The organism is Marivirga lumbricoides, assembly GCF_014636295.1.
GTDB classification, from domain to species: Bacteria; Bacteroidota; Bacteroidia; order Cytophagales; family Cyclobacteriaceae; genus Marivirga; species Marivirga lumbricoides.
The window spans coordinates 99,065-121,185 of record NZ_BMEC01000001.1; the positions used below are offsets into that span (position 1 = coordinate 99,065).

The window sequence follows — 22,121 nt, forward strand, 5'->3', positions numbered from 1 at the left end:
TATATATGTTTAGGAATAATTTGCATGCCGTCATTATTTACGGCATGTAAAACTCCTTCAATAGTTGAAAAAACAGCTAATACTGAAGTTCCTGAAAGCTTTGGAAGTTCGCAGGACACGGTGAATTCAGCAACTATTAATTGGGCGGACTATTTTTCCGATCCCTATATGATTGCGCTGATAGACACCGCCCTGCAAAACAACCAGGAACTCAATATCACCTTGCAGGAAATCCAGATCTCTCAAAATGAAATCAGTGCAAGGAAAGGGGAATACCTGCCGTTTGTAGGTATCAGAGGGGGCTTAGGTGTAGAAAAAACTGCACGATATACACCTTTAGGAGCTAATGAAGCTACTACAGATATTGAGCCAGGAAGAGAAATGCCTGATCCGGTACCTGACTTTATGCTGGGCGCATTTGCCAATTGGGAAGTGGATATCTGGCATAAACTCCGAAACGCAAAAAAATCGGCAGTAATGCGATATCTTGCTTCCGTAGAAGGTAAAAATTTCATGCAAACAAACATTGTAGCTGAAATAGCCAGTTCCTACTACGAACTTCTGGCTTTAGACAACGAGTTGGAGATAGTAAAAAGGAATATTGAAATTCAGAGCAATGCTTTTGAAATAGTTAAACAGCAAAAGCAAGCAGCCCGTGTTACTGAGTTAGCTGTTCGGAGGTTTGAGGCACAGGTACTTAAGACAAAAGGCCTGCAGTACTCCATTCAGCAAGAGATTACAGAAACAGAAAACAGAATTAACTACCTGCTGGGAAGATACCCTCAACCTATCAAGAGAAGTTCTGAAAGCTTTGTTGACTTTAAACCTGATAGCAGTTTTGCAGGTATCCCTTCGCAGCTATTGCAGAATAGACCAGATATCAGACAGGCTGAGCTAGAACTTTCGGCTGCTAAGCTGGATGTAAAAGTAGCGAAGGCGAGATTTTACCCAAGTCTGGATATCTCCGCTGGGGTAGGTCTACAAGCTTTCAATCCTGCTTTTTTCCTTAAACCTGAATCACTTTTATACTCTGTAGCAGGTGATCTGGCAGCTCCCTTAATAAACAGAAATGCCATTAAAGCTGCTTATAAAAGTGCTAATGCACAGCAAATTCAGGCTGTTTATAAATACGAGCAGACAATCCTGAATGCTTACATTGAGGTAGCCAATCAGCTGGCAATGATTAGCAATATGAATAAAAGCTATGAATTGAAACAACAGGAAGTACAGGCTTTAGTACGCTCCACTGATATATCAAACGATTTATTCAGTTCGGCCAGGGCAGATTACATGGAGGTTCTACTTACTCAAAGAGAAGCACTGGAATCAAAATTTGAATTAGTGGAAACTAAAATGAAACAGTTACAAGCAAAAGTAGGAATTTATCGGTCATTGGGCGGTGGCTGGCAATAGTTCATCGATAAGTTGTTGCGGTTTTAAAAACTAAATATTACTTTTACAACATCTTATCTAAGTCAATGACTTGTAAGGTTTTGGTTGAAATAGAAAGGCATCTGGGGAGGTGCCTTTCGCTTTTTATGGGTATCAGTGTTTTTATCAACCGACAGCATTCCTAATCCTGGTTGGACTTATCAATTGAGTTTATTAAATAGAGCCTACTAGGCAATTCTACAAGAATCAACGATATATATCTGAAAGTCAGCAACAAATGAATAACCATTGTGTAATCTAATTTTAGATTATATATAAATCCAATCATATTCAAAAATTATAATATTTTACTATTAACCACATTCCTTACCGAAACATCTACTAATCCAATATTTCATAAAATATAAATCAGGTGAAATTCATCTTTCATGGTATTTCATTTCCATTTGTCAGGTAGACTCCTATATTTGCAGGGTTTCTAAAATTTAAATACAACTATGAATAATATTATATGGATTGTACCTATACTGGGTATCGTAGGGCTCATTATTATGGCCGTAAAATCTTCCTGGGTAAATAAACAGGATGCTGGTGACTCAGGAATGAATGAACTGGCGGGTTATATTGCCAAAGGTGCCATGGCATTTTTGAAAGCTGAGTGGAGGGTAATGTTTTACTTCGTGCTAATTGCCGGAATATTGTTAGCTTATTCTGGTACTTTGGTGGAAACTTCATCTCCGGTAATTGCCATTTCTTTTGTAATAGGAGCATTTTTCTCTGCCTTCGCTGGCTGGATCGGAATGAATATTGCCACTAAAGCAAACGTTCGCACAACCCAGGCAGCTAAAACAAGTCTTGCTAAAGCATTAAAAGTTTCCTTTTCAGGAGGAACAGTAATGGGCTTAGGTGTGGCTGGATTAGCAGTTTTCGGGATGGGAATATTGTTCATATTCTTTTACAATATGTATGTAATCCAAACCGGAGGTGATGTGAATGGTTTGGAAATGATTACCGCACTGGAAGTTTTAGCAGGTTTTTCATTAGGAGCTGAGTCCATTGCACTTTTTGCACGTGTTGGCGGTGGTATTTATACAAAAGCAGCAGATGTAGGAGCCGACTTAGTAGGTAAAGTGGAAGCAGGAATTCCGGAAGACGACCCCCGTAATCCGGCAACTATCGCTGATAATGTGGGAGATAATGTAGGAGATGTAGCAGGAATGGGCGCTGATCTCTTTGGCTCTTACGTAGCAACTATCTTAGCTTCCATGGTTTTAGGAAGGGAGATTGTTTCTGCAGATCAATTTGGAGGCATCGCTCCGGTACTTCTTCCAATGATTATTGCCGGAATTGGTTTAATATTTTCAATTGTGGGAACCTTATTCGTCAGAATCTCCAAAGAAACAGACAGTGTTCAAAAAGCTTTAAATCTTGGAAACTGGTCCTCCATCATTTTTACCGGTATTGCTGCATATTTCCTTGTGGCATACATGCTACCGGAAACAATGGTAATCAGAGAATATGCTTTTACCAGCATGGATGTGTTCTGGGCAATTCTTACTGGGTTAATCGTTGGTGCTTTAATGAGTATTATTACTGAGTACTATACTGCTATGGGCAAAAAGCCTGTACTCTCAATTGTTAAACAATCCAGTACAGGTGCTGCCACTAATATCATTGCAGGTTTAGCAGTAGGTATGCAATCCACAGTTTTACCTATTTTAGTTTTGGCAACAGGTATTGTGGTTTCTTATACTTTTGCAGGTCTGTATGGTGTAGCCATTGCCGCTGCGGGAATGATGGCTACTACAGCTATGCAATTAGCCATTGATGCCTTTGGGCCTATTGCAGATAATGCGGGTGGAATTGCCGAAATGAGTGGATTGCCTGATGAGGTGAGAGGAAGAACTGATAATTTAGATGCGGTAGGAAATACCACTGCAGCTGCAGGAAAAGGTTTTGCCATTGCCTCTGCCGCACTCACAGCTTTGGCACTATTTGCTGCTTTTGTCGGTATCTCAGGAATCGATTCTATCGATATTTATAAAGCACCTGTTCTGGCCGCTTTATTTATTGGCGGTATGATTCCTTATATATTTTCATCATTGGCAATAGCAGCTGTGGGACGTGCTGCTATGGATATGGTGCAGGAAGTAAGAAGACAATTCAAAGAACTGCCTGGCATTATGGAGGGAACTACCAAGCCTGAATATGAAAAATGCGTTGACATTTCAACAAAAGCTTCTATCAGAGAAATGATCCTGCCGGGTGCCATTGCTTTAATAGTTCCAATTCTTGTAGGATTTGGTTTTAAAGGTGTATTTGAAGACACCTCCTCAGCGGAAATTTTAGGAGGCCTGCTAGCAGGAGTTACTGTTTCAGGTGTACTAATGGGTATTTTTCAAAATAATGCCGGTGGCGCATGGGATAATGCTAAAAAATCCTTTGAAAAGGGTGTGTTAATAAACGGAAAAATGGAATTCAAGGGCTCTGAGCCTCACAAAGCTTCCGTAACAGGAGATACAGTAGGAGATCCTTTTAAAGACACTTCCGGCCCTTCAATGAATATTTTGATCAAGTTAATGTCTATTGTTGCTTTGGTAATTGCTCCTCATATAGCTGTTAAAGATCATGCTATTCAGGCAGATGATCTTAAGCAGGAGGCAAAAGAATTAGTAGTGGATGACCAAGGGTTCGTAAAAGGTGAAAAATAATTAATACACTTTCTTAATGAAAGAAAGGCTGTGCCGTGTAATGTGGCACAGCCTTTTTTATTGTTTTTACAATAAATCATTTCTATTTTGCCGCATAATATTAATACTTCTCAATTTCAGGTAATGGCCAAAAACGAATCTCATCAGGAAGCTAACTCTCTAAAAAGAAAACGTTCACTATTCAGGCAGGTAAAAGTAGATTTTAAAACCCTTCAGGGAAGAATTACCATAGGGTTCTTATTAATGGGGCTTTTCTCTATCATAATGATTCTCACTAGTCACTGGTCATGGAAAAGCCAGATTGAAAATGCTAAACAAGTAATTAAAGAAGATAAGAATAGCAGCATCAAAGCTTCGGAAATTTTACAACTTGTAGATTTAACCAATATTTTAGCCTTCAGATACCTCACCACAAATGAAGAGGCCTACAAAACAGGTTTTGAATCACGCTGGACAACAAGCATCTACCCTGCCGTGGGCGAATTGGATAGCCTTACAAGAAATATAGAAAATGAGAAAATTATTGTTTTTCGAAATAATCTAAAGGAACATCTTCCGAAAATTAAAACACAACAAAGTGCAGCTATCTCTAATGGCTCTCTTGAAGAATTAAATGATGAAGCTTTAATAGATGACATTGTTCACCTGTCATATTTAGTAGAAAGTATTAAATCAGCATTGCAGGAACGAGAACATGAAACGCTGGCAGCTATCAAACAGGCAGAACGAAATATTCCGATTTTGCTCACCATTGAATTTATTATTGCTTTCATTGTTAGCACATTGCTAGCCTTATACATCATCAGGTCAGTTTTAACAAGAATTAAGTTTGTGAGGGTAAAAATCAGAGAGATTTCAGAAGGCAACATCCCTGAGCAAATGGAACATTCAAAGGATGAAATGAATTCTATAATCAAGGCTCTTAATGGTTTGATTATCAATCTAAAAGGAATCACCAATTTTGCAGATGACGTAGGTAAAGGTCATTTCGATTCTAATATTAGCGTATTTGAAAACAAAGGAATCTTAGGTGAATCGCTGGCAGAAATGAGAACCAAGCTGCAAAATGTAGCTGAACAAGATAAAAAAAGAGATTGGTTTAATAAAGGTGTTGCCAAATTCGGAGATATTCTACGAACAAATAATGATAGCATAGAAGTATTGTCAGGAAAACTTATTTCAGAACTTGTAAACTATAGTAATGCTAATCAGGGTTCTCTTTTTGTGGTAAATGATGAGGATCCTAATGACATAAAAATCCAATTGAAAGGTGCATATGCTTATGAAAGACAAAAATTCATTGAAAAAGAGCTTGCACCAGGTCAGGGACTTGTTGGACAGTGCTATTTGGAAAAGGAATACATTTATCTTTCTGAAATTCCCGGCAATTATGTTGCCATCAGATCCGGGTTGGGAGAAGCCACGCCTACTTATTTATTAATTAGCCCGATGAAAGTCAATGAAGAGATTCTTGGAATCATCGAACTAGCCTCTTTCCATCCGTTTGAGGATCACCATATTGAGTTTATTGATAAGGTAGGTGAAAATATTGCTTCCACTATTCAGGGACTGCAAGTTTCTTTGGAAACAAGAAGCCTTTTGGAAGAATCACAGATGCGCGCTGAACAACTACAGGCTCAGGAAGAAGAGATGCGACAAAATGCAGAAGAACTGGAAGCCACACAGGAGGAAATGGAAAGGCAAAGCAGGGAAATGGGAGCTTTTAACCTGGCGGTGAAAGAATCAGCCATTTTGATAGAAATGGAAGTGAATGGAAGTATATCCAATGTAAATAGAAAATTTGAAAAAGCACTGGGCTACATGTCTGATGAAATCCTTGGAAAAAATCATTCTTTCATCTGGAAAAACAAACAAGAAGCAGGTACTGAATTTGAATCCATCCTTGCTAAACTGCAATCGGGTATTTCAGTGCAAAAGATAATTAACTGTGAGAAAAGAAATGGAGAAGAGATACAGCTTTACGCAGATTTCTTCCCTATTAAAGAAGAATCCGGTAAAATCAGAAAAATTGAATGCCTCTGCTTTGAATTAACAGGATTAAAAGTCAATTAACATTTCAAATATAAATACAAAAGTTAAATAGGTTGAGCGAAACATTATACCGAGCCCTAAGTTCATTAAACTAACTTACTAAGCTCTACATTTGAAAGATTTTGCTGAACTTATTACAACGATAGATCAGAGCAACAAAACCAATGACAAGGTTGCTGCTTTAAAACAATACTTTTTAGAAGCAGACAGCGCAGATAAAATATGGACACTCGCTTTATTTACCCATCGCAGGCCTCCAAGAAAAGTAAATAGCTCTTTACTAAAAGAATGGGTAATTCAGTGGGCCAATATTCCGGAGTGGCTCTTCCAGGAATCGTACCAGGTAGTAGGTGATTTAGCAGAAACTATAGCGCTTATATTGCCTTTTCCTGAGCCTATAAACTCCATTGATCATCCTTTACATCATTATATTGAGCAGCTTATTGCGCTAGGACCATTAGAAAACGAGGATAAAGAAAAGCTTTTAAGAAGCATTTACCTTGAATTAAATAAGCAGGAAAGGTTTGTATTCACTAAATTAATGACAGGTGGTTGGCGTTTAGGGGTTTCACAAAATTTGGTAACTCGTGCCATTAGCCAGGCTTATGAAATTGATAAAACGCTCGTTGCTCATCGGCTGATGGGTAACTGGACACCGCAAAGCACCAGTTTTTCTGATTTAATTTTGGAAGAAGGAAAAGACGATCTCATTGCCCGCCCCTACCCTTTCTTTTTAGCACATCCTATTACAGATGAAGAGGTAAAGGAGCTAGGTTCACCCAGTGAGTGGCAGGCCGAATGGAAGTGGGACGGTATTCGGGGACAGATTGTGAAAAGAAAAAATGAGGTATTTATATGGAGCCGCGGGGAAGAATTAATTACTGAGAAATTTCCTGAATTAGTAGAAATGGCAGAAAATTTGCCAGATGGAACAGTACTGGACGGGGAAATATTACCATTTCAAAATGGAGAACCTCTCCCATTTGCACTGCTTCAAACCAGAATTGGAAGAAAAAATGTAACGAAAGCTATCTTAAAATCTGCTCCGGTAATTTTCAAAGCATATGACCTCCTGGAGCAAGAAGGGATGGACATAAGAACGGAAAGCCTGCAGGAAAGAAATGGAAAGCTAAAGAAATTAATTATGGGGCAACACCACCACGCGCTACAATATTCGCAGTCTGAAAGCTTTACTAGTTGGGACGAACTAGCAGAAATTAGAAAGAAGGCAAGAAGCTTAAAAACTGAAGGATTTATGCTTAAAAAAGCTGATTCACCATATGAAGTAGGAAGAAAAAGAGGAAATTGGTGGAAATGGAAAGTAGATCCACTGACCATTGATGGCGTATTGATTTATGCACAAAAAGGCCATGGAAGGCGAGCCGATTTGTACTCTGATTACACTCTTGGCGTTTGGCAAAATAAAGAGCTGATTCCGTTTGCTAAAGCGTATTCAGGACTTACAGATGCTGAAATCAGGAAGGTGGATGCATTCGTGAAAAAGAACACGAAAGAACGTTTTGGCCCGGTAAGAACTGTGACCCCTCAATTAGTTTTCGAAATTGCCTTTGAAGGCATACAGGAATCTAAAAGACATAAATCCGGCATTGCACTAAGGTTTCCAAGAATTAACCGGTGGCGAAAAGATAAAAAAATGGAAGAAGCCAATACCTTACAAGAATTACAGGAACTGCTTGAAAAATATGGATAAGCGGACTGTTCTTGCCGAAAAGTGGTTTCAGCAAAAAGGCTGGAAAGCTTTTTCCTTTCAAATTGAAACCTGGAATAGCTACCTATCCGGAAACTCCGGATTGCTAAATGCCCCCACGGGAAGTGGTAAAACCTATGCTTTATGGATGGCCTGCATGTTGGATCATTTTTCGCAAAGCAAAAAGCCTCTAAAAGCTAAGAAAGGTTTAAAATTCCTTTGGATTTTACCTCTTCGTGCCTTGTCAAAAGATATCCAGTCAGCTATGCAAACAGCCGTAGATGATTTTGGTTTAAACTGGAGAATAGAAACCCGAACGGGAGATACATCTACTGCAGAGAGACAAAAACAAAAGAAGAGTCCACCGGATTGCTTAATCACCACACCTGAAAGCTTGCATTTATTACTCAGTCAGAAAAAAAGTGGTGAATATTTTAAAAACTTAGAAGCTATTATTATTGATGAGTGGCATGAACTATTAGGCAGTAAAAGAGGGGTTCAGGTAGAATTGGCACTTGCCATTCTCAAGGATTTATCTCTACAAAAACTTAAAATCTGGGCTATCTCGGCTACCATTGGCAACCTGGACGAAGCCAGGAAGGTTCTACTAGGCGCAGATGCGGAAGAAGGTGATTTTATTAAAGCCAATATTGACAAATTCATAGACATAGAATCTATTTTACCAGATGAGGTGGAAAAATATCCGTGGGCAGGGCATTTAGGAATAAAGCTAATAGATAAGGTAATCCCCATCATCCAGCAAAATAAAACCACCCTCATCTTTACTAATACCAGATCGCAAACAGAGATTTGGTACCAAAAAATATTGGAAACTTCTCCTGACCTGGCAGGAGCTATTGCTATGCATCACGGTTCACTTAACAATCAAATTCGCATTTGGGTAGAAGAAGCCTTGCATTCCGGGCAGGTGAAAGTAGTTGTTTGTACCTCCAGCCTGGATCTGGGAGTTGACTTCCGTCCTGTAGATACCATCATCCAGGTGGGTGGCCCCAAAGGGGTTTCTCGTTTTGCCCAGCGGGCAGGAAGAAGCGGGCACCGACCGGGAGAAAAGAGTAAGATTTATTTTCTTCCCACTCACTCGCTTGAACTAATTGAAGGTGCTGCACTTCGGCAGGCCATTGCTGATAAAAGTTTTGAAGCAAGAATTCCAGTACAAAAAGCTTTTGATGTGCTTATACAGTTTATGGTTACTTTAGCTGTAGGAGACGGCTTTCTTCCTGATATACTATTCAAGCAAATCAAGAGCACCTACTGCTACAGAAACATTACAATGGAGGAATGGCAATGGCTATTAAATTTCATTCAGCTGGGAGGAAAAAGCTTATCCGCTTATGATGAATACCATAAGGTGATAGCAGAGAATGAAGTCTGGAAGGTAGTGAATAGAAAAATAGCCATGCGGCACAGACTATCTATAGGTACTATTGTGGGAGATCAGGTATTAAGTGTAAAGTATGTAAAAGGTGGCCACCTCGGTACTATTGAAGAATATTTTATCAGCAAACTAAAACCCGGTGACGTATTCTGGTTTTCAGGTAGAAACCTGGAATTTGTTCGCCTGAAGGATATGACAGTTCAGGTGAAGCTAAGTAAGAAAAAAAGCGGAGTAGTACCTCAATGGATGGGTGGAAGAATGCCTCTTTCTTCTCAGTTGGCAACACATATTCGCCAAAAACTGGACGACTTTATTAACGGTAACATTGAGGATATAGAAATTGAAACTATCAAACCCTTGTTGGAAAGGCAGCAGAGGCTTTCCCTATTGCCTGGAAAAAATCAACTCCTGGTAGAATACTTGCAGAGTAAGGAAGGTTTTCATATTTACTTTTACCCATTTGAAGGAAGGTTCATTCATGAAGTTTTAGCAGGTTTAATTGCTTATAGAATAAGTATGTCTCAACCCATCAGCTTTAATATAGCCATGAACGATTATGGTTTTGAGCTTCTTACAGATGAACCTGTGGATATAGAAGAACTATTATCCATGGATTTGTTATCCGCCCAAAACCTGGAGGAAGACATGATGAAAGCCCTAAATGAAACGGAAATGGCTAAACGGAAATTCCGGGACATTGCTGCTATTTCCGGTCTCACATTCAGGGGATTTCCGGGCAAACCCATCAAAGAAAGACATTTACAATCTTCTGCTGGCATCATGTTTGGTGTTTTTGAGGAATATGAACCGGAAAACCTATTATTAGTGCAGGCACACAATGAAGTAATCCAACAGCAATTGGAGCAGGAAAGACTGCTATCTGCTATGGAAAACATTAGCAAACAAGAAATTATATTAAGAAAAATAAGCAAGCCTACCCCCTTCTCGTTTCCCATCATGGTGGACAGGCTTAACAGGCAAAGCTTCTCAACAGAAACATTAGAGGAAAGAGTTGCAAAAATTCAGGCTCAGCTAGAAAGTTTATAATTTTAACTTTACATTTGAAACCAACATTTAATTAAGAGATGAAGAAAGCATTTATTCTATTACTATTACTTAGTATTCAATTTAGCTTATTGGCTCAAACAGATATTTTCGGTAAATGGAAAACTATTGATGATGAAACCGGAAAAGTAAAAAGTATAGTTGAAATCTATCAGAAAGATGGAAAGGCTTACGGTAAAGTAGTTAAAATATTTCGCGCTGCCGGTGAAGAGCAGGATCCTATTTGTGAAGTATGCCCCGGAGATAGAAAGAACAAAAAAATCATAGGTCTGGAAATTATTAGAGGAATGGAGCTGGACAAAGCTGATAATGAATGGGATGACGGTGAAATACTTGATCCGCAAAGCGGTAAAATTTACGATTGTGTTATATGGAAAGAAGGTGACAAGTTGAAAGTAAGAGGCTATGTAGCTTTCTTTTACCGTACCCAAACCTGGGAAAAAGCAGATTAAATCATTGCAAATAACTATTCAAAATGAAAAGCTTTTGCTTTCCTCTGAGAAAATAATCTTTTGGGAAAGCAAATCAGCTCTTTTTCTTGCAGATGCCCATTTAGGAAAATCCACACATTTCAGAAAAGCAGGAATCGCTGTTCCTAGCAGGCTGGTTTTTTCAGAAATAGATAGGTTGAAAGCATTAATTGATGAATTTCGCCCTCAGCACATCTACTTTTTAGGAGATTTATTTCATAGCCATTTAAATGTTGAGTGGCAGCTGTTTGTGAATTTTGTCAAAAGTTACCCCTCTCACAATTTCATATTGATAAAAGGCAATCACGATATACTTCCTGAATCCAGTTATCAAATCCAAAACTTTACATGTGAAAAGGAACCTTATCTATTAGAAAAGTTCCTCCTTTCGCACCATCCGCTTATACCTGATGAATTAAAGAAATACCCTGATACAACCAATTTAGCAGGACACCTACATCCGGGAATCCATATCTCAGGAAAAGGAAGAAACAATTTATCGCTACCATGCTTTGCCGTATCTGCCAATCAACTTATTCTGCCAGCTTTTGGTAGATTTACCGGACTGGCTAAAATCCGGCCTAAAAAGAGCGATGCTATTTATGCTATCGCAAACGATAAGGTGATTGAAATAAAACAATAAAATAGATTGCTACTTCAGATACTAAAGTGAAACACTTTAAAGTTACTATTTTAGTTTATTTACCCTTACCTATTAGAATTTAGAAAACATTAAAAGCTAGAATAAACATACATAGAAGATACAATTCCTCTATTTATTGATATTTTTTAGTATTTTTATATGACTATTTATATGAGTAAGGGTTACTTATTTAAGTTTTAAAGTATATACCCATGAAGCTGAGCGATGCTGACATCATTGAAAAAATCAGGAATGGCGATGAAACCGCCCTTGATTTCCTATATAAGAAACATTACAGGATGATGGTAAGCATGATTTTAAGAAATAACGGTACAGAGCAAGAGGCACTGGACATATTTCAGGATGCACTAATCGTATTCTGGCAGAAAGCTAAAAGTGATGACTTTAAACTAACCTCTAAAATAAGCACTTATTTATTTAGTGTATGTCAAAACCTCTGGCGAAAAGAGTTGGATAGAAAGAGAAAGTTTGAGGAAAGCGACAAAGAAGATAGTGAAGAAAACAACTTTGAGCAGCAGGAAATGATTAAAATTATTCATGACTGCATCAATGAATTAGGTGAATCATGTAAGCAAATTCTTACTTATCACTACTTTGATGGGATGTCAATGGAGAAGATAGCAGAAAAGATGGGCTTAGCTAACAGTGATACGGCAAAGACAAAAAGATATAAATGTAAAAAAAGGCTGGATGAATTAATTAGGTCAAGGTATACTTCCAGCGACTTTTTAGATTGAAAATTATGAGTGAAACCAATTATTTTCGCTTAATAGAAGCATACTTTGATGGTTCAATCAAACCTGAGCAAAAACTCATGCTTGAAAGCAAAATTGAAACAGATCCTTTACTTAAGGCTGAATTCAATTTGCAACAGAACATCATTAATGGCATTGGTGATATTCGCAGGCAACAACTTAAAGCGCGCCTGTCATCAGTTGATGTTAGTGGTTCAGGAAGTATGCTCTTCGGCTCCAGTGTAAAATGGCTTGCAGGTACTTTAGCTATGGTAACAATTTTCAGTACCTTCCTTTATTGGTATATGAGCAATTTGGAAGACAGACCATTAGAATTAAGTGCTGAGAACATGGTATCTTTTAAGGAAGAAGCTTTTACTTTACCCATACCAACTCCAACAGTTACTTCCGATGATGATGCCTTAGCCGAGTCTACTGTTAATAATACAGTTAAAAAGGAAGACTCATCTGAGAAATTTAATACAGTAGCAAAAAATGTCCGAGAGAACAGAACTGAGAAATCAGCAAAAGCCAAGCCTCAGGAGTTAGTTACTTTTAAGGATGATATTAACTTCGCTCCTTACAAAGACAAAGAATTCAGCAAAACAATTGAAAGAGATATTAGTAGAAATGTATCTGCTGAGACGGAAATAGAGTTTTTAAGCAGTGTGAAATCCGACAGCTATCATTACAGATATTTTAACAATAAGTTGTACCTGTATGGTGAATTTGAAAATGAGCCTTATGAAATAATTGAATTGCATAATAAAGGACATAAACAATTATTCTTAAGCTATCAAAATGATATCTACAGCATTAAAAATAATATGACTAACATTACTCCTCTTCAAAAAGTGGAAGACGAAATGTTAATTATGGAGCTTAAATTAATTATTGACGAAAAATAATTAGAATGAGATTTTAAGAAAACTCATTTTGAAATATAATATTATTAAAGGCTTTCTGTTGAAAAACGGAAAGCCTTTTATTTTATATACGAAATAATAAGCGAAGCATAAATAAATTACTATTTTTGAACTTTAAACCATGAGTAAAGAAAGAAAATACCGTAAAAAGAAGAAACTGGGTAACTACCCTTTTTTCAGTGTCATTTTTAGCATGACTCTCGCCTTATTTGTATTAGGGCTATTTGCTTTGTTGCTTTCCACTACTAACACCCTCACAAGTATCATTCGCAAAAATGTAGAGATGCAGGTTTATTTAAATGCTGAACTCTCAGAGCCTGAAGTTGCCAGAATTAACAAATCTTTATCATCCAAAGAGTTTATGCTTAAAGATGAGCAGACTCCAGCCATCACTTTTATATCCAGGGAAGTAGCCGCTAAAGCTTTTATAGAAGACACAGGAGAAGATTTTATGAAATTTCTTGGCGAAAATCCTTTGAAAGACGCCTTTGTTATAAAAATAAATCCCGAATTTCATTCTAATGAAGCCATGCTTGAGATTAAAAATGAGATAGAAAAAATGGCAGGCGTTTTTGAAGTAGTGTACACCAATAACATGATCCAAAGCATTAATGAGAATATTACCAGAATAAGCCTCGTGTTACTGGGAGTAGCTGTTATCCTTTTTATAGTAATAAGCATACTCATCAATAACACCATCAAATTAGCCTTATTTTCACAAAGATTTCTGATCAGAAGCATGCAATTAGTAGGGGCCACGAAAAGTTTTATTCGCCAGCCTTTTATTTACAGATCGGTTCTCCACGGTATTATTGCAGGCACACTCGCTTCAGCTGCGCTATATGGTCTTCTGGTATATGGAGATACTAAAGTTGAGGATTTAATGGCGCTTCAAAATACTGAAGTGCTTATTTCAATATTCGTGGGGCTGGTTATTGTAGGAATATTTATAGCTGTTTTAAGTACATGGCGTGCTATGCAAAAGTACTTAGCTATGTCTTTAGATGAATTATATTAATAAAACACATATGTCAGATAAAAGTAAGTTAGCATTCGGAAGGACCAATTATATTTTAATGATTGCGGGCATGGTTACCTTAACCATAGGATTTATAATAATGACTCTGGATAAGGAACAGTATGGATTTGGGTTTTTGGGTTTAACCTTAGGACCTATTATTGTAATGCTTGGTTTTATCATTGAAATAGTTGCTATCCTTTTTAAATCTAAAAAATAAGCATGGGTCTTCTGGAAGCAATAATCCTGGGTATTATCCAAGGATTAACAGAATTTCTGCCTGTAAGCAGTAGTGGGCATCTTGAAATTGGAAGTGTACTTTTGAATATCCATACTTCAGATGGTCTTCTATTTACTGTTGTAGTGCATGCCGCAACCGCTCTTTCTACAATTATAGTTTTCAGAAAAGATCTGGTCTCCCTCATTACAGAATTTTTTAAATTTAAATGGAATGAATCGGTAGATTTCGTACTCAAAGTGATCATCTCAATGATTCCTATCGGTATTGTAGGGGTGTTTTTTGAGGAAGAAGTAGAGCGTCTTTTCACTGGCAACCTCATGCTTGTAGGTTCAATGTTATTATTAACAGCTATACTGCTTGCCTTTACCCATCTGGTAAGGCATCGGGAAGGTACAGCCGTAAAATATTGGCAAGCTATTGTAATTGGGATAGCTCAGGCTATTGCTATTTTACCCGGTATTTCACGATCAGGAGCTACTATTGCCACAGCCTTACTTATAGGCGTAAATAAAGAAAGAGCTGCCAGGTTTTCCTTTCTCATGGTGCTTGTACCAATTTTAGGTGCATCACTCCTTAAGCTACTGGATTATATGGAGCAACCCGCGGTAGAAAATGAAACCAGTGGATTGGTACTTTTTATGGGGTTTCTCATGGCATTTATTGCCGGCTTAATTGCCTGTAAATTGATGATAAATATTGTTAAAAAAGGTAAACTCATCTATTTTGCTATCTACTGTGCCGCAGTAGGCCTAATTGCCATTGTAAGTCAGTTAATATGAGTGAAAAACCAAATGAAACCCCTTTAGAAGGCCAGGTAATTCTTATTGACAAGCCATTAAACTGGACTTCTTTTGATGTAGTAAAAAAATTAAAGTACGCGCTCAAAATAAAAAAAATAGGTCATGCAGGCACACTAGACCCACTTGCTACCGGTCTGCTGATTCTCTGCACCGGCAAAATGACCAAATCAATTGAGAAATTTCAGGCTCAAAAAAAAGAGTATACCGGTGATTTTACCTTAGGTTATACCACAGCTTCTTATGATTTGGAAACAGAACCTGAGTTTCAAAATGAGATCAATCATATTACCAAAGAAGACTGCCTATCAGCAGCTCAGCAATTTATTGGTGAAATTACCCAAACCCCACCCATCTATTCAGCCGTTAAGAAGGATGGGAAGCGAGCTTATGAGCTGGCAAGAGCTGGTGAAAAATTTGAACTTAAAAAAAGGAAGGTAATAATAGAGGCTTTTGATATTACAGCGTTTGATCCTCCAAAAGTTTCTTTTAGAATTGTCTGCTCTAAAGGGACTTATATCAGAAGTATAGCAAATGATTATGGCGAGAAGCTAAAAGTAGGTGCCTACCTTTCTTCCCTTAGAAGAACAAAAATTGGCGAATTCTCAGTTGAAAACGCTGAAGATTTGTTAGAATTAGTAGAGAAAAACAAAAGGGACAATGTATGATCGTTCATGATGGTATCCAATCTTTAAAAGGCATTAAAAATGCTGTTGTCACTATAGGCACATTCGATGGTGTACATTTGGGACATCAGGAAATCTTAAGGAGAATTATTGAATTAGCAAAAATTAACGATGGAGAAACAGCATTAGTTACTTTTTGGCCCCATCCCCGATTCGTTTTGAAACCTGAAGATGATAGCCTAAAATTACTTTCTACTTTTGAAGAAAAAGCTACCATTCTGGAATCTATAGGAATAGATCATTTGATCAAAATTAAATTTACTAAGGAATTCTCTCAGTGGAGTTCAGATAAATTTATCCGTGAAGTAATTATCGGGGCATTACATACTCAAAAACTTGTAATTGGCTACGACCACCATTTCGGCAGGGATAGAGAAGGAAGTTTTGAAAACCTGAAAGCAAATTCAGCAAAATACGGCTTCACAGTTGAAGAGATTTCAAGACAAGATATTGATGATGTAGGAATAAGCTCTACCAAAATAAGAAATGCGCTCAATGAAGGTGCCGTAGAAATGGCTGCTGAATTCCTTGGAAGGCCCTATGAAATAATTGGGACTGTAATTCCGGGGGATCAGATAGGACGAACTTTAGGGTTTCCGACAGCCAATATTAATACCGATGCCTCTTATAAATTGATACCTGCCGATGGCACCTATGCTGTAAAAGTAAAAGTTGGGCAACAGGAATTTGGTGCGATGATGAACATTGGAATGCGCCCCACTGTTAATGGCAAAGAGAAAAGAATGGAAGCACATCTATTCAATTTCGATAAGAAAATTTATGATGAAAAAGTGACAGTACATTTCATCAAAAAACTGCGAGATGAGCAAAAGTTTGAATCCAAAGAGGCGCTGATCCAACAATTAGCAAAGGATAAAGAATTAGCAATTAAGATTTTGAATGATTAATTTTTAAGAAAATTTGAGCATTATGATTGATAAGACTGTAAAAAATGCGGAAGAAGCGGTAAAGGATATCCCTGATAATGCTGTTTTGATGCTGGGAGGATTTGGCCTCTGTGGAATTCCTGAAAATGCTATACAGGCTTTACTAAAATCAGGAGTAAAAGGCCTTACATGTATCTCCAACAATGCAGGAGTTGATGACTTTGGCATAGGCTTACTGCTTAAAACACATCAGGTAAAAAAAATGATCTCTTCTTATGTTGGGGAAAATGCTGAGTTTGAAAGGCAATTGTTAGAAGGAGAATTAGAAGTGGATTTGATACCTCAGGGTACTTTAGCAGAACGCATCAGGGCGGGTGGAGCCGGAATCCCTGCGTTTTTCACACCTGCAGGGTATGGAACAGAAGTTGCTGAAGGAAAAGAAACCAGAGAGTTTGAGGGTAAAATGTACCTCATGGAAGAATGGCTTAGAGCTGATTTTTCGCTTGTAAAAGCCTGGAAAGGTGATACCGCAGGAAACCTGGTATTTAAAGGTACTGCGAGAAATTTTAACCCAATGATGGCAGCTGCAGGAAAAATAACCATTGCAGAAGTAGAAGAGCTGGTACCTGCTGGTGAATTAAATCCTAATGAAATTCATACTCCGGGTATTTATGTGCAAAGAATTTTTAAAGGCACTAATTACGAAAAAAGAATTGAACAAAGAACCGTAAGATCATAAGGCTATGTCATTAGATAAAATAGGAATTGCTAAAAGAATAGCACAAGAAGTAAAAGACGGCATGTACATCAATTTAGGGATAGGGATACCCACCCTTGTGGCTAATTATATTCCTGATGAGCTAAGTGTTGTTTTACAGTCCGAAAATGGGTTATTAGGCATTGGCGCATTCCCCACAGAAGAGAATGTTGATGCCGACCTTATTAATGCAGGTAAACAAACCATCACTATGAGACCAGGCTCCGTTCTATTCGATTCTTCAGAAAGTTTTGGAATGATCCGCGGAGGACATGTTGATTTGACCATATTAGGTGCCATGGAGGTTTCGGAAAACGGAGATATTGCCAACTGGAAAATTCCTGGCAAAATGGTGAAAGGTATGGGTGGAGCAATGGATTTAGTAGCCTCAGCCAAAAATATTATTGTAGCTATGCAACATACCAGCCGCGATGGGGAATCTAAGCTATTAAAAAAATGTACTTTACCTATTACAGGTTTACAGTGTGTAAGAAAAATTGTTACCAACCTTGCTGTGATAGAGGTAAAAGAAAATGGAGGTTTTAAGCTTTTAGAAAGAGCGCCTGGCGTAAGTGTAGAAGAGATAAAAGAAGCTACTGAAGGAAAATTAGAAGTAACAGGTGATATCCCGGAAATGAAAATTGATTAAATATGAATAAACTCAATTATACAATTATAGCTTTATTATTTATAGTATTTTTAGGCTGTAAGGATAAGAACGACAATTTTGTTTTTCTCTCAATTGAACAAGATGTAGAATTAGGTGCTCAGGTTTCAGCAGAAATTGAGAATGACCCGACCCAGTACCCGATTTTAGATGAAGAAGAGTACGCTGCGGCATATGCTTACTTAGGCGATTTAGTTGATGAGATACTAGAATCCGGTGAAGTAGAATATAAGGATGAGTTTGCCTGGGAATTCAAAATTATCGCAGATGACAGTGTATTAAATGCTTTTGCTACTCCCGGGGGATATATCTATGTGTATACTGGTTTGATTAAATACCTGGATCAGGAAGATGACTTAATGGGTGTACTGGGGCACGAAATAGCACATGCTGACTTAAGACACACCAGCCGGAATTTGCAGAGACAATATGGAATTCAGGTTCTTTTAGGTTTGTTAGTGGGTGAAAATGCCTCTCAACTTGAATCCATTGCAGGACAAATAGCAGGGACAGCAGCGGGATTAAGCTTTTCCAGAGAATTTGAGACTGAAGCAGATGCAAAATCAGTAGACTACTTAGCTAAAACTAAATACGCTTGCAATGCTGCTGCTTCATTCTTTCAAAAACTAATAGATCAAGGGCAGGCTGGTGGAACACCTCAATTTTTAAGTACACACCCCAGCCCTGCTAACAGAGTAGAGGATATTAATGCTAAAGCTACAGAAGTAGGTTGTGAAACAGATGCATTAAACCCTACTACTTATGAGGATTTTAAGCAATTGCTCCCCTAAATTTTAACTTGAATTAATAAAAGTACAAATAACAATAATGAAAAAGTCATCAATTAATTTTGAAATAGAACTTGATAAGGACAATGTTCCGGAAAAAATACAATGGAATGCTACTGATTCAGGGGATGATAGTCTTCAGGATACCAATAGCATTAGCATTTCCCTTTGGGACCATGTTCAAAAAAATTCAATGCGCATAGATTTGTGGACCAAAGAAATGCCTGTTGATGAGATGAAGAGATTTTATATAGATTGCCTGGGAGGAATGGCGCAAAGTGTATTAAATTCAACAGGCGATGAGTTTATGTCGCAACAAATGAATGACTTATGCGATAAATTAGTGGCTCACGTTGAAAAAGAAATGAGAGAAGGAAGACAATAATCTTCTACAAAAATTACAATGATAAAGGAAGTCTGGTATAAAAGCCCGGCTTCCTTTTTTTGTTACTGGTTTCCACTTTTCCTTCAGCAATTATCAGGTCGAATAAGCACACCATTTCCCCCATACTTTCAGCTAAATAAATTGTTGATTCAATATAAACTTTCATCAATATTTAATCAACATTTTGTAGTTTGCAAAGAAAAAATTAATGCGATTTCTTTTCCTCATCTCCCTACTCCTACTTCAGTTTTTACCTGTCTTTAGCCAACAGATCAAAACAACCAAAGCACCAGGTTGGATAAAAAGCTACAGCTGGACTGATGACAGTGAGAAACCATACACTACAAAAGGAATACATAACCTGTTATTAAGCCATCAATACAATCTTCAAACAGAAGAGGTGTATGTTAAAAATGCTTATAAAATTGTAGACGCCAATGGAATATCTGATGGAGCCACGATTCAGATTTCATTCGATCCCACTTATGAAAAATTGAGTATTCACTCCATCACTATTCATCGGGGAAACCAAAAATCTAAAGAGATAGCTCCTGATTTCATGCTTCTTCAAAGGGAAGAGAACGCAGAAATCAATATGTATGATGGGTCTTACACTGCTATCATGAATCTGGAAGATATTAGAGTGGGAGATATTATAGAATTCGAACATACGATACAAGGAATGAATCCGGTACAGAATGGCCTGTTCAGCAAAACATGCTATTTAAAAGGCTTCTATTCAATTAGTAGAAGAAATATTGAGGTGATCAATACCAGCCAAAATAAACTGACTCATTACTCTTCATCTGGAAATTTAAAAGAGCTTGTTAAAACCCCTTCCGGTTATACAGTAAACCTTACCGAATTAGAAGGGATTAAATATGAAGATCAGGCACCTTTGTGGTATGAATTTTCTGATTTTATCATTTTCACGCAGTTTAACCAGCAAAAATTTACTGACTGGTCCTCTAGGTTGTTCTCTATTAGCTCTTCAGAGCATAAGTCAGTATCTAATATAGTAGAAGAATTGATTGCCGGAGAATCTACAAAAATCGGGATGGCTGAAAAGTTAATTAATTTTACACAAGATGAAATCAGGTACTTGTCACTATCTGCCGGAATGAGTGCTTACAAGCCTAAAGGCCCTGCAAAAGCATTAAAAGACCGTTATGGTGACTGTAAAGATAAATCTCTGTTACTTGTCACCATGCTTAAAAGTATTGGGATAAATGCATTTCCTGTTCTTGTCAACACCTATGACAGAGAACATGTAGCTGATTTACCTCTCACACCGCAGATTTTCAATCATTGTATTGTAATGCTGGAATGGGAAAGTAAAAGTATTTTTATTGACCCCACTATAAGCCAGCAGGGAGGTACACTTTACAACACCTACTTACCTGATTATGGTAAAGGGTATATCGTAACTGACACATCTGTTACCTATTCGGATATACCACAAAGTAGTAATGGAAGGACAGAAATTACTCAGGATTTTTATATAAAAGGCAGCCAGGAGCCTGTTCAATTTAAAGTCCTGACTGAATACTATGGCAGAAACGCAGATGAATATAGACCCTCATTTGAGCTTGCCGACCAGCAGACAATAAAGGATAGTTATATTGACCATTATGAACGTTTTTTTGATAATGTTGAATTCAGCTCAGAGATAGAATCTTTAAGTTATCCTGAAACAAATTTGTTCAAAGTACTTGAAAACTATGAATTGAAAGATTTTTGGAAAGACCCAAAAAACCCAGGATTGCAATCAAAAGCTATATATGCGGAAATTGTGTACAATAATATGCTAACTGAATTTCAAAAGCGAAGAAATTCTCCTTTGTCTCTCAACTTTCCCACAGAAATAATTCAAAGAATATACATTCACATGCCCGAACCTACTAATTTCTACCCGGATTGGCAGGAAGTTAAAAATGAATTTTTCGAGTTCAGCAGATCTCTCTCCTATGATAGTTATAACCAAAAAGTAAACTTTATTTGTAAATTCAAGGTGCTAAAAGATCATGTACCTCCGAATAAAGTGGAATACTACAAAGCGAGGATAGAACAAGTAAATGAGCTGTTGGGCATTGAAATTGACCCTCCGCTTCAAGGCAATCTGAGTGCAGGCACTACTTCTACCATAAATTGGCCTTTTATTGTGGCGGGAATTTTTCTAACTCTTCTTTTTACTTTTCTAGCGACTATTCTCAATAAGAAGTTTGATCCGGTTTCTAAGTTTTACAGATATAGATACGAAAAAATTGAAGGTGTGCTATGGTTGGTATGTATAGGCTTACTCATCTCTCCTATTCTCATAATTAAAAACCTGGTACAGGGCATTTACTTTGATAGCTCAGTATGGAGCGCGATCACGAGTACCCAGTCGGCAAATTTCAATCCATTCCTTGCTTTCATTCTCTCTTTAGACTTTGCGTTCACTCTCTTACATCTTGTTTTTTGCGGTTTAATTATCTATCAATTTTTTAAGAAAAGAAGTAGTTTAAGAAGCCTTATTACTGTATTCTATGCTTTAAACTTATCTTATGCGATGGGATTGATCATTTTAAATGTATTCTTTAATATCGAGCTCAATTTAAATCCTTTTATAGCTTTTCTGAAGGCATTTATCGCAGCGGCTATATGGATCCCATACTTTCAAATTTCTAATAGGGCAAAAGAAACTTTTGTTTATCAGAGGAAGCCGGTATTGGAAGAAAAAAATAGGTTTTAGTGGTCAGAAATAATTAAAAAAACCATAACCACCTCTTGTAAGA

The 22,121-nt window shown here is 37.5% G+C and carries 20 protein-coding genes; 19 read left to right on the plus strand and 1 reads right to left on the minus strand.

What is annotated here, in order from left to right; all coding sequences use genetic code 11:
- The first annotated feature begins 24 nt into the window (after window positions 1-24).
- From IEV85_RS00455 to gldC, 18 genes are all read left to right on the plus strand, one after another.
- The gene (locus IEV85_RS00455; RefSeq protein ID WP_425562873.1) at window positions 25-1,413 is read left to right on the plus strand and encodes a TolC family protein; all 1,389 of its coding nucleotides are present in this window, start codon (window positions 25-27) and stop codon (window positions 1,411-1,413) included.
- A 476-nt stretch (window positions 1,414-1,889) separates the two neighbouring features.
- Complete coding sequence (locus IEV85_RS00460; protein WP_188459832.1) at window positions 1,890-4,103, plus strand: sodium-translocating pyrophosphatase; 2,214 nt, start codon at window positions 1,890-1,892, stop codon at window positions 4,101-4,103.
- A gap of 87 nt (window positions 4,104-4,190) precedes the next feature.
- Window positions 4,191-6,176 (plus strand): GAF domain-containing protein, encoded by a 1,986-nt coding sequence (locus IEV85_RS00465; RefSeq protein ID WP_188459833.1) that lies wholly within the window; start codon window positions 4,191-4,193, stop codon window positions 6,174-6,176.
- 91 nt (window positions 6,177-6,267) lie between these two features.
- The gene (locus tag IEV85_RS00470; protein ID WP_188459834.1) at window positions 6,268-7,866 is read left to right on the plus strand and encodes an ATP-dependent DNA ligase; all 1,599 of its coding nucleotides are present in this window, start codon (window positions 6,268-6,270) and stop codon (window positions 7,864-7,866) included.
- On the plus strand, window positions 7,859-10,306 hold the full coding sequence (locus tag IEV85_RS00475) for a ligase-associated DNA damage response DEXH box helicase (protein WP_188459835.1): 2,448 nt from the start codon (window positions 7,859-7,861) through the stop codon (window positions 10,304-10,306). Before IEV85_RS00470 ends, IEV85_RS00475 begins: the two co-directional genes overlap by 8 nt.
- Before the next feature lie 38 nt (window positions 10,307-10,344).
- A complete protein-coding gene (locus tag IEV85_RS00480) occupies window positions 10,345-10,776 on the plus strand; it encodes a DUF2147 domain-containing protein (protein WP_188459836.1) in 432 nt (143 codons plus the stop codon).
- 4 nt (window positions 10,777-10,780) lie between these two features.
- Window positions 10,781-11,437: a ligase-associated DNA damage response endonuclease PdeM gene (gene pdeM, locus IEV85_RS00485; protein ID WP_188459837.1), complete on the plus strand. Its 657-nt coding sequence runs from the start codon at window positions 10,781-10,783 to the stop codon at window positions 11,435-11,437.
- Window positions 11,438-11,649: 212 nt separating this feature from the next.
- Window positions 11,650-12,195 (plus strand): RNA polymerase sigma factor, encoded by a 546-nt coding sequence (locus tag IEV85_RS00490; RefSeq protein ID WP_345259211.1) that lies wholly within the window; start codon window positions 11,650-11,652, stop codon window positions 12,193-12,195.
- Window positions 12,196-12,200: 5 nt separating this feature from the next.
- Window positions 12,201-13,100, plus strand: coding sequence for a hypothetical protein (locus IEV85_RS00495; RefSeq protein WP_188459838.1), 900 nt, complete (start codon window positions 12,201-12,203; stop codon window positions 13,098-13,100).
- A 139-nt stretch (window positions 13,101-13,239) separates the two neighbouring features.
- Complete coding sequence (locus tag IEV85_RS00500) at window positions 13,240-14,136, plus strand: cell division protein FtsX (protein WP_188459839.1); 897 nt, start codon at window positions 13,240-13,242, stop codon at window positions 14,134-14,136.
- Between the two features lie 10 nt (window positions 14,137-14,146).
- Window positions 14,147-14,356 (plus strand): DUF3098 domain-containing protein, encoded by a 210-nt coding sequence (locus tag IEV85_RS00505; protein ID WP_188459840.1) that lies wholly within the window; start codon window positions 14,147-14,149, stop codon window positions 14,354-14,356.
- A 2-nt stretch (window positions 14,357-14,358) separates the two neighbouring features.
- On the plus strand, window positions 14,359-15,156 hold the full coding sequence (locus IEV85_RS00510) for an undecaprenyl-diphosphate phosphatase (protein WP_188459841.1): 798 nt from the start codon (window positions 14,359-14,361) through the stop codon (window positions 15,154-15,156).
- Window positions 15,153-15,842 (plus strand): tRNA pseudouridine(55) synthase TruB, encoded by a 690-nt coding sequence (truB, locus tag IEV85_RS00515; RefSeq protein ID WP_188459842.1) that lies wholly within the window; start codon window positions 15,153-15,155, stop codon window positions 15,840-15,842. The genes IEV85_RS00510 and truB overlap by 4 nt, the downstream gene beginning before the upstream one ends.
- Window positions 15,839-16,768: a bifunctional riboflavin kinase/FAD synthetase gene (locus IEV85_RS00520; RefSeq protein ID WP_188459843.1), complete on the plus strand. Its 930-nt coding sequence runs from the start codon at window positions 15,839-15,841 to the stop codon at window positions 16,766-16,768. Before truB ends, IEV85_RS00520 begins: the two co-directional genes overlap by 4 nt.
- Window positions 16,769-16,790: 22 nt before the next feature.
- Window positions 16,791-17,486 (plus strand): CoA transferase subunit A, encoded by a 696-nt coding sequence (locus IEV85_RS00525; RefSeq protein ID WP_188459844.1) that lies wholly within the window; start codon window positions 16,791-16,793, stop codon window positions 17,484-17,486.
- 4 nt (window positions 17,487-17,490) lie between these two features.
- Window positions 17,491-18,153, plus strand: coding sequence for a 3-oxoacid CoA-transferase subunit B (locus IEV85_RS00530; RefSeq protein ID WP_188459845.1), 663 nt, complete (start codon window positions 17,491-17,493; stop codon window positions 18,151-18,153).
- 2 nt (window positions 18,154-18,155) lie between these two features.
- Complete coding sequence (locus IEV85_RS00535; RefSeq protein WP_188459846.1) at window positions 18,156-18,962, plus strand: M48 family metalloprotease; 807 nt, start codon at window positions 18,156-18,158, stop codon at window positions 18,960-18,962.
- A 37-nt stretch (window positions 18,963-18,999) separates the two neighbouring features.
- The gene (gene gldC / locus IEV85_RS00540) at window positions 19,000-19,344 is read left to right on the plus strand and encodes a gliding motility protein GldC (protein WP_188459847.1); all 345 of its coding nucleotides are present in this window, start codon (window positions 19,000-19,002) and stop codon (window positions 19,342-19,344) included.
- Between the two features lie 13 nt (window positions 19,345-19,357).
- On the opposite strand, the gene IEV85_RS00545 is transcribed toward gldC, so the two are convergent.
- Window positions 19,358-19,510 (minus strand): hypothetical protein, encoded by a 153-nt coding sequence (locus IEV85_RS00545; RefSeq protein WP_188459848.1) that lies wholly within the window; start codon window positions 19,508-19,510, stop codon window positions 19,358-19,360.
- 42 nt (window positions 19,511-19,552) lie between these two features.
- On the opposite strand from IEV85_RS00545, the gene IEV85_RS00550 reads away from it, so the two are divergent.
- Complete coding sequence (locus IEV85_RS00550) at window positions 19,553-22,078, plus strand: DUF3857 domain-containing protein (protein WP_188459849.1); 2,526 nt, start codon at window positions 19,553-19,555, stop codon at window positions 22,076-22,078.
- The last annotated feature ends 43 nt before the right edge of the window (window positions 22,079-22,121 follow it).

Bases quoted from the DNA above. Each gene is read 5' to 3' on its own strand.
- IEV85_RS00530 (WP_188459845.1), top strand. From the start codon at position 17,491: ATGTCATTAGATAAAATAGGAATTGCTAAAAGAATAGCACAAGAAGTA.
- IEV85_RS00510 (WP_188459841.1), top strand. From the start codon at position 14,359: ATGGGTCTTCTGGAAGCAATAATCCTGGGTATTATCCAAGGATTAACA.
- IEV85_RS00495 (WP_188459838.1), top strand. From the start codon at position 12,201: ATGAGTGAAACCAATTATTTTCGCTTAATAGAAGCATACTTTGATGGT.
- IEV85_RS00480 (WP_188459836.1), top strand. From the start codon at position 10,345: ATGAAGAAAGCATTTATTCTATTACTATTACTTAGTATTCAATTTAGC.
- IEV85_RS00535 (WP_188459846.1), top strand. From the start codon at position 18,156: ATGAATAAACTCAATTATACAATTATAGCTTTATTATTTATAGTATTT.
- IEV85_RS00525 (WP_188459844.1), top strand. From the start codon at position 16,791: ATGATTGATAAGACTGTAAAAAATGCGGAAGAAGCGGTAAAGGATATC.
- IEV85_RS00550 (WP_188459849.1), top strand. From the start codon at position 19,553: ATGCGATTTCTTTTCCTCATCTCCCTACTCCTACTTCAGTTTTTACCT.
- IEV85_RS00475 (WP_188459835.1), top strand. From the start codon at position 7,859: ATGGATAAGCGGACTGTTCTTGCCGAAAAGTGGTTTCAGCAAAAAGGC.
- gldC (WP_188459847.1), top strand. From the start codon at position 19,000: ATGAAAAAGTCATCAATTAATTTTGAAATAGAACTTGATAAGGACAAT.
- IEV85_RS00505 (WP_188459840.1), top strand. From the start codon at position 14,147: ATGTCAGATAAAAGTAAGTTAGCATTCGGAAGGACCAATTATATTTTA.
- IEV85_RS00520 (WP_188459843.1), top strand. From the start codon at position 15,839: ATGATCGTTCATGATGGTATCCAATCTTTAAAAGGCATTAAAAATGCT.
- IEV85_RS00500 (WP_188459839.1), top strand. From the start codon at position 13,240: ATGAGTAAAGAAAGAAAATACCGTAAAAAGAAGAAACTGGGTAACTAC.
- IEV85_RS00455 (WP_425562873.1), top strand. From the start codon at position 25: ATGCCGTCATTATTTACGGCATGTAAAACTCCTTCAATAGTTGAAAAA.
- IEV85_RS00545 (WP_188459848.1), bottom strand. From the start codon at position 19,510: ATGAAAGTTTATATTGAATCAACAATTTATTTAGCTGAAAGTATGGGG.
- IEV85_RS00490 (WP_345259211.1), top strand. From the start codon at position 11,650: ATGAAGCTGAGCGATGCTGACATCATTGAAAAAATCAGGAATGGCGAT.
- IEV85_RS00460 (WP_188459832.1), top strand. From the start codon at position 1,890: ATGAATAATATTATATGGATTGTACCTATACTGGGTATCGTAGGGCTC.
- truB (WP_188459842.1), top strand. From the start codon at position 15,153: ATGAGTGAAAAACCAAATGAAACCCCTTTAGAAGGCCAGGTAATTCTT.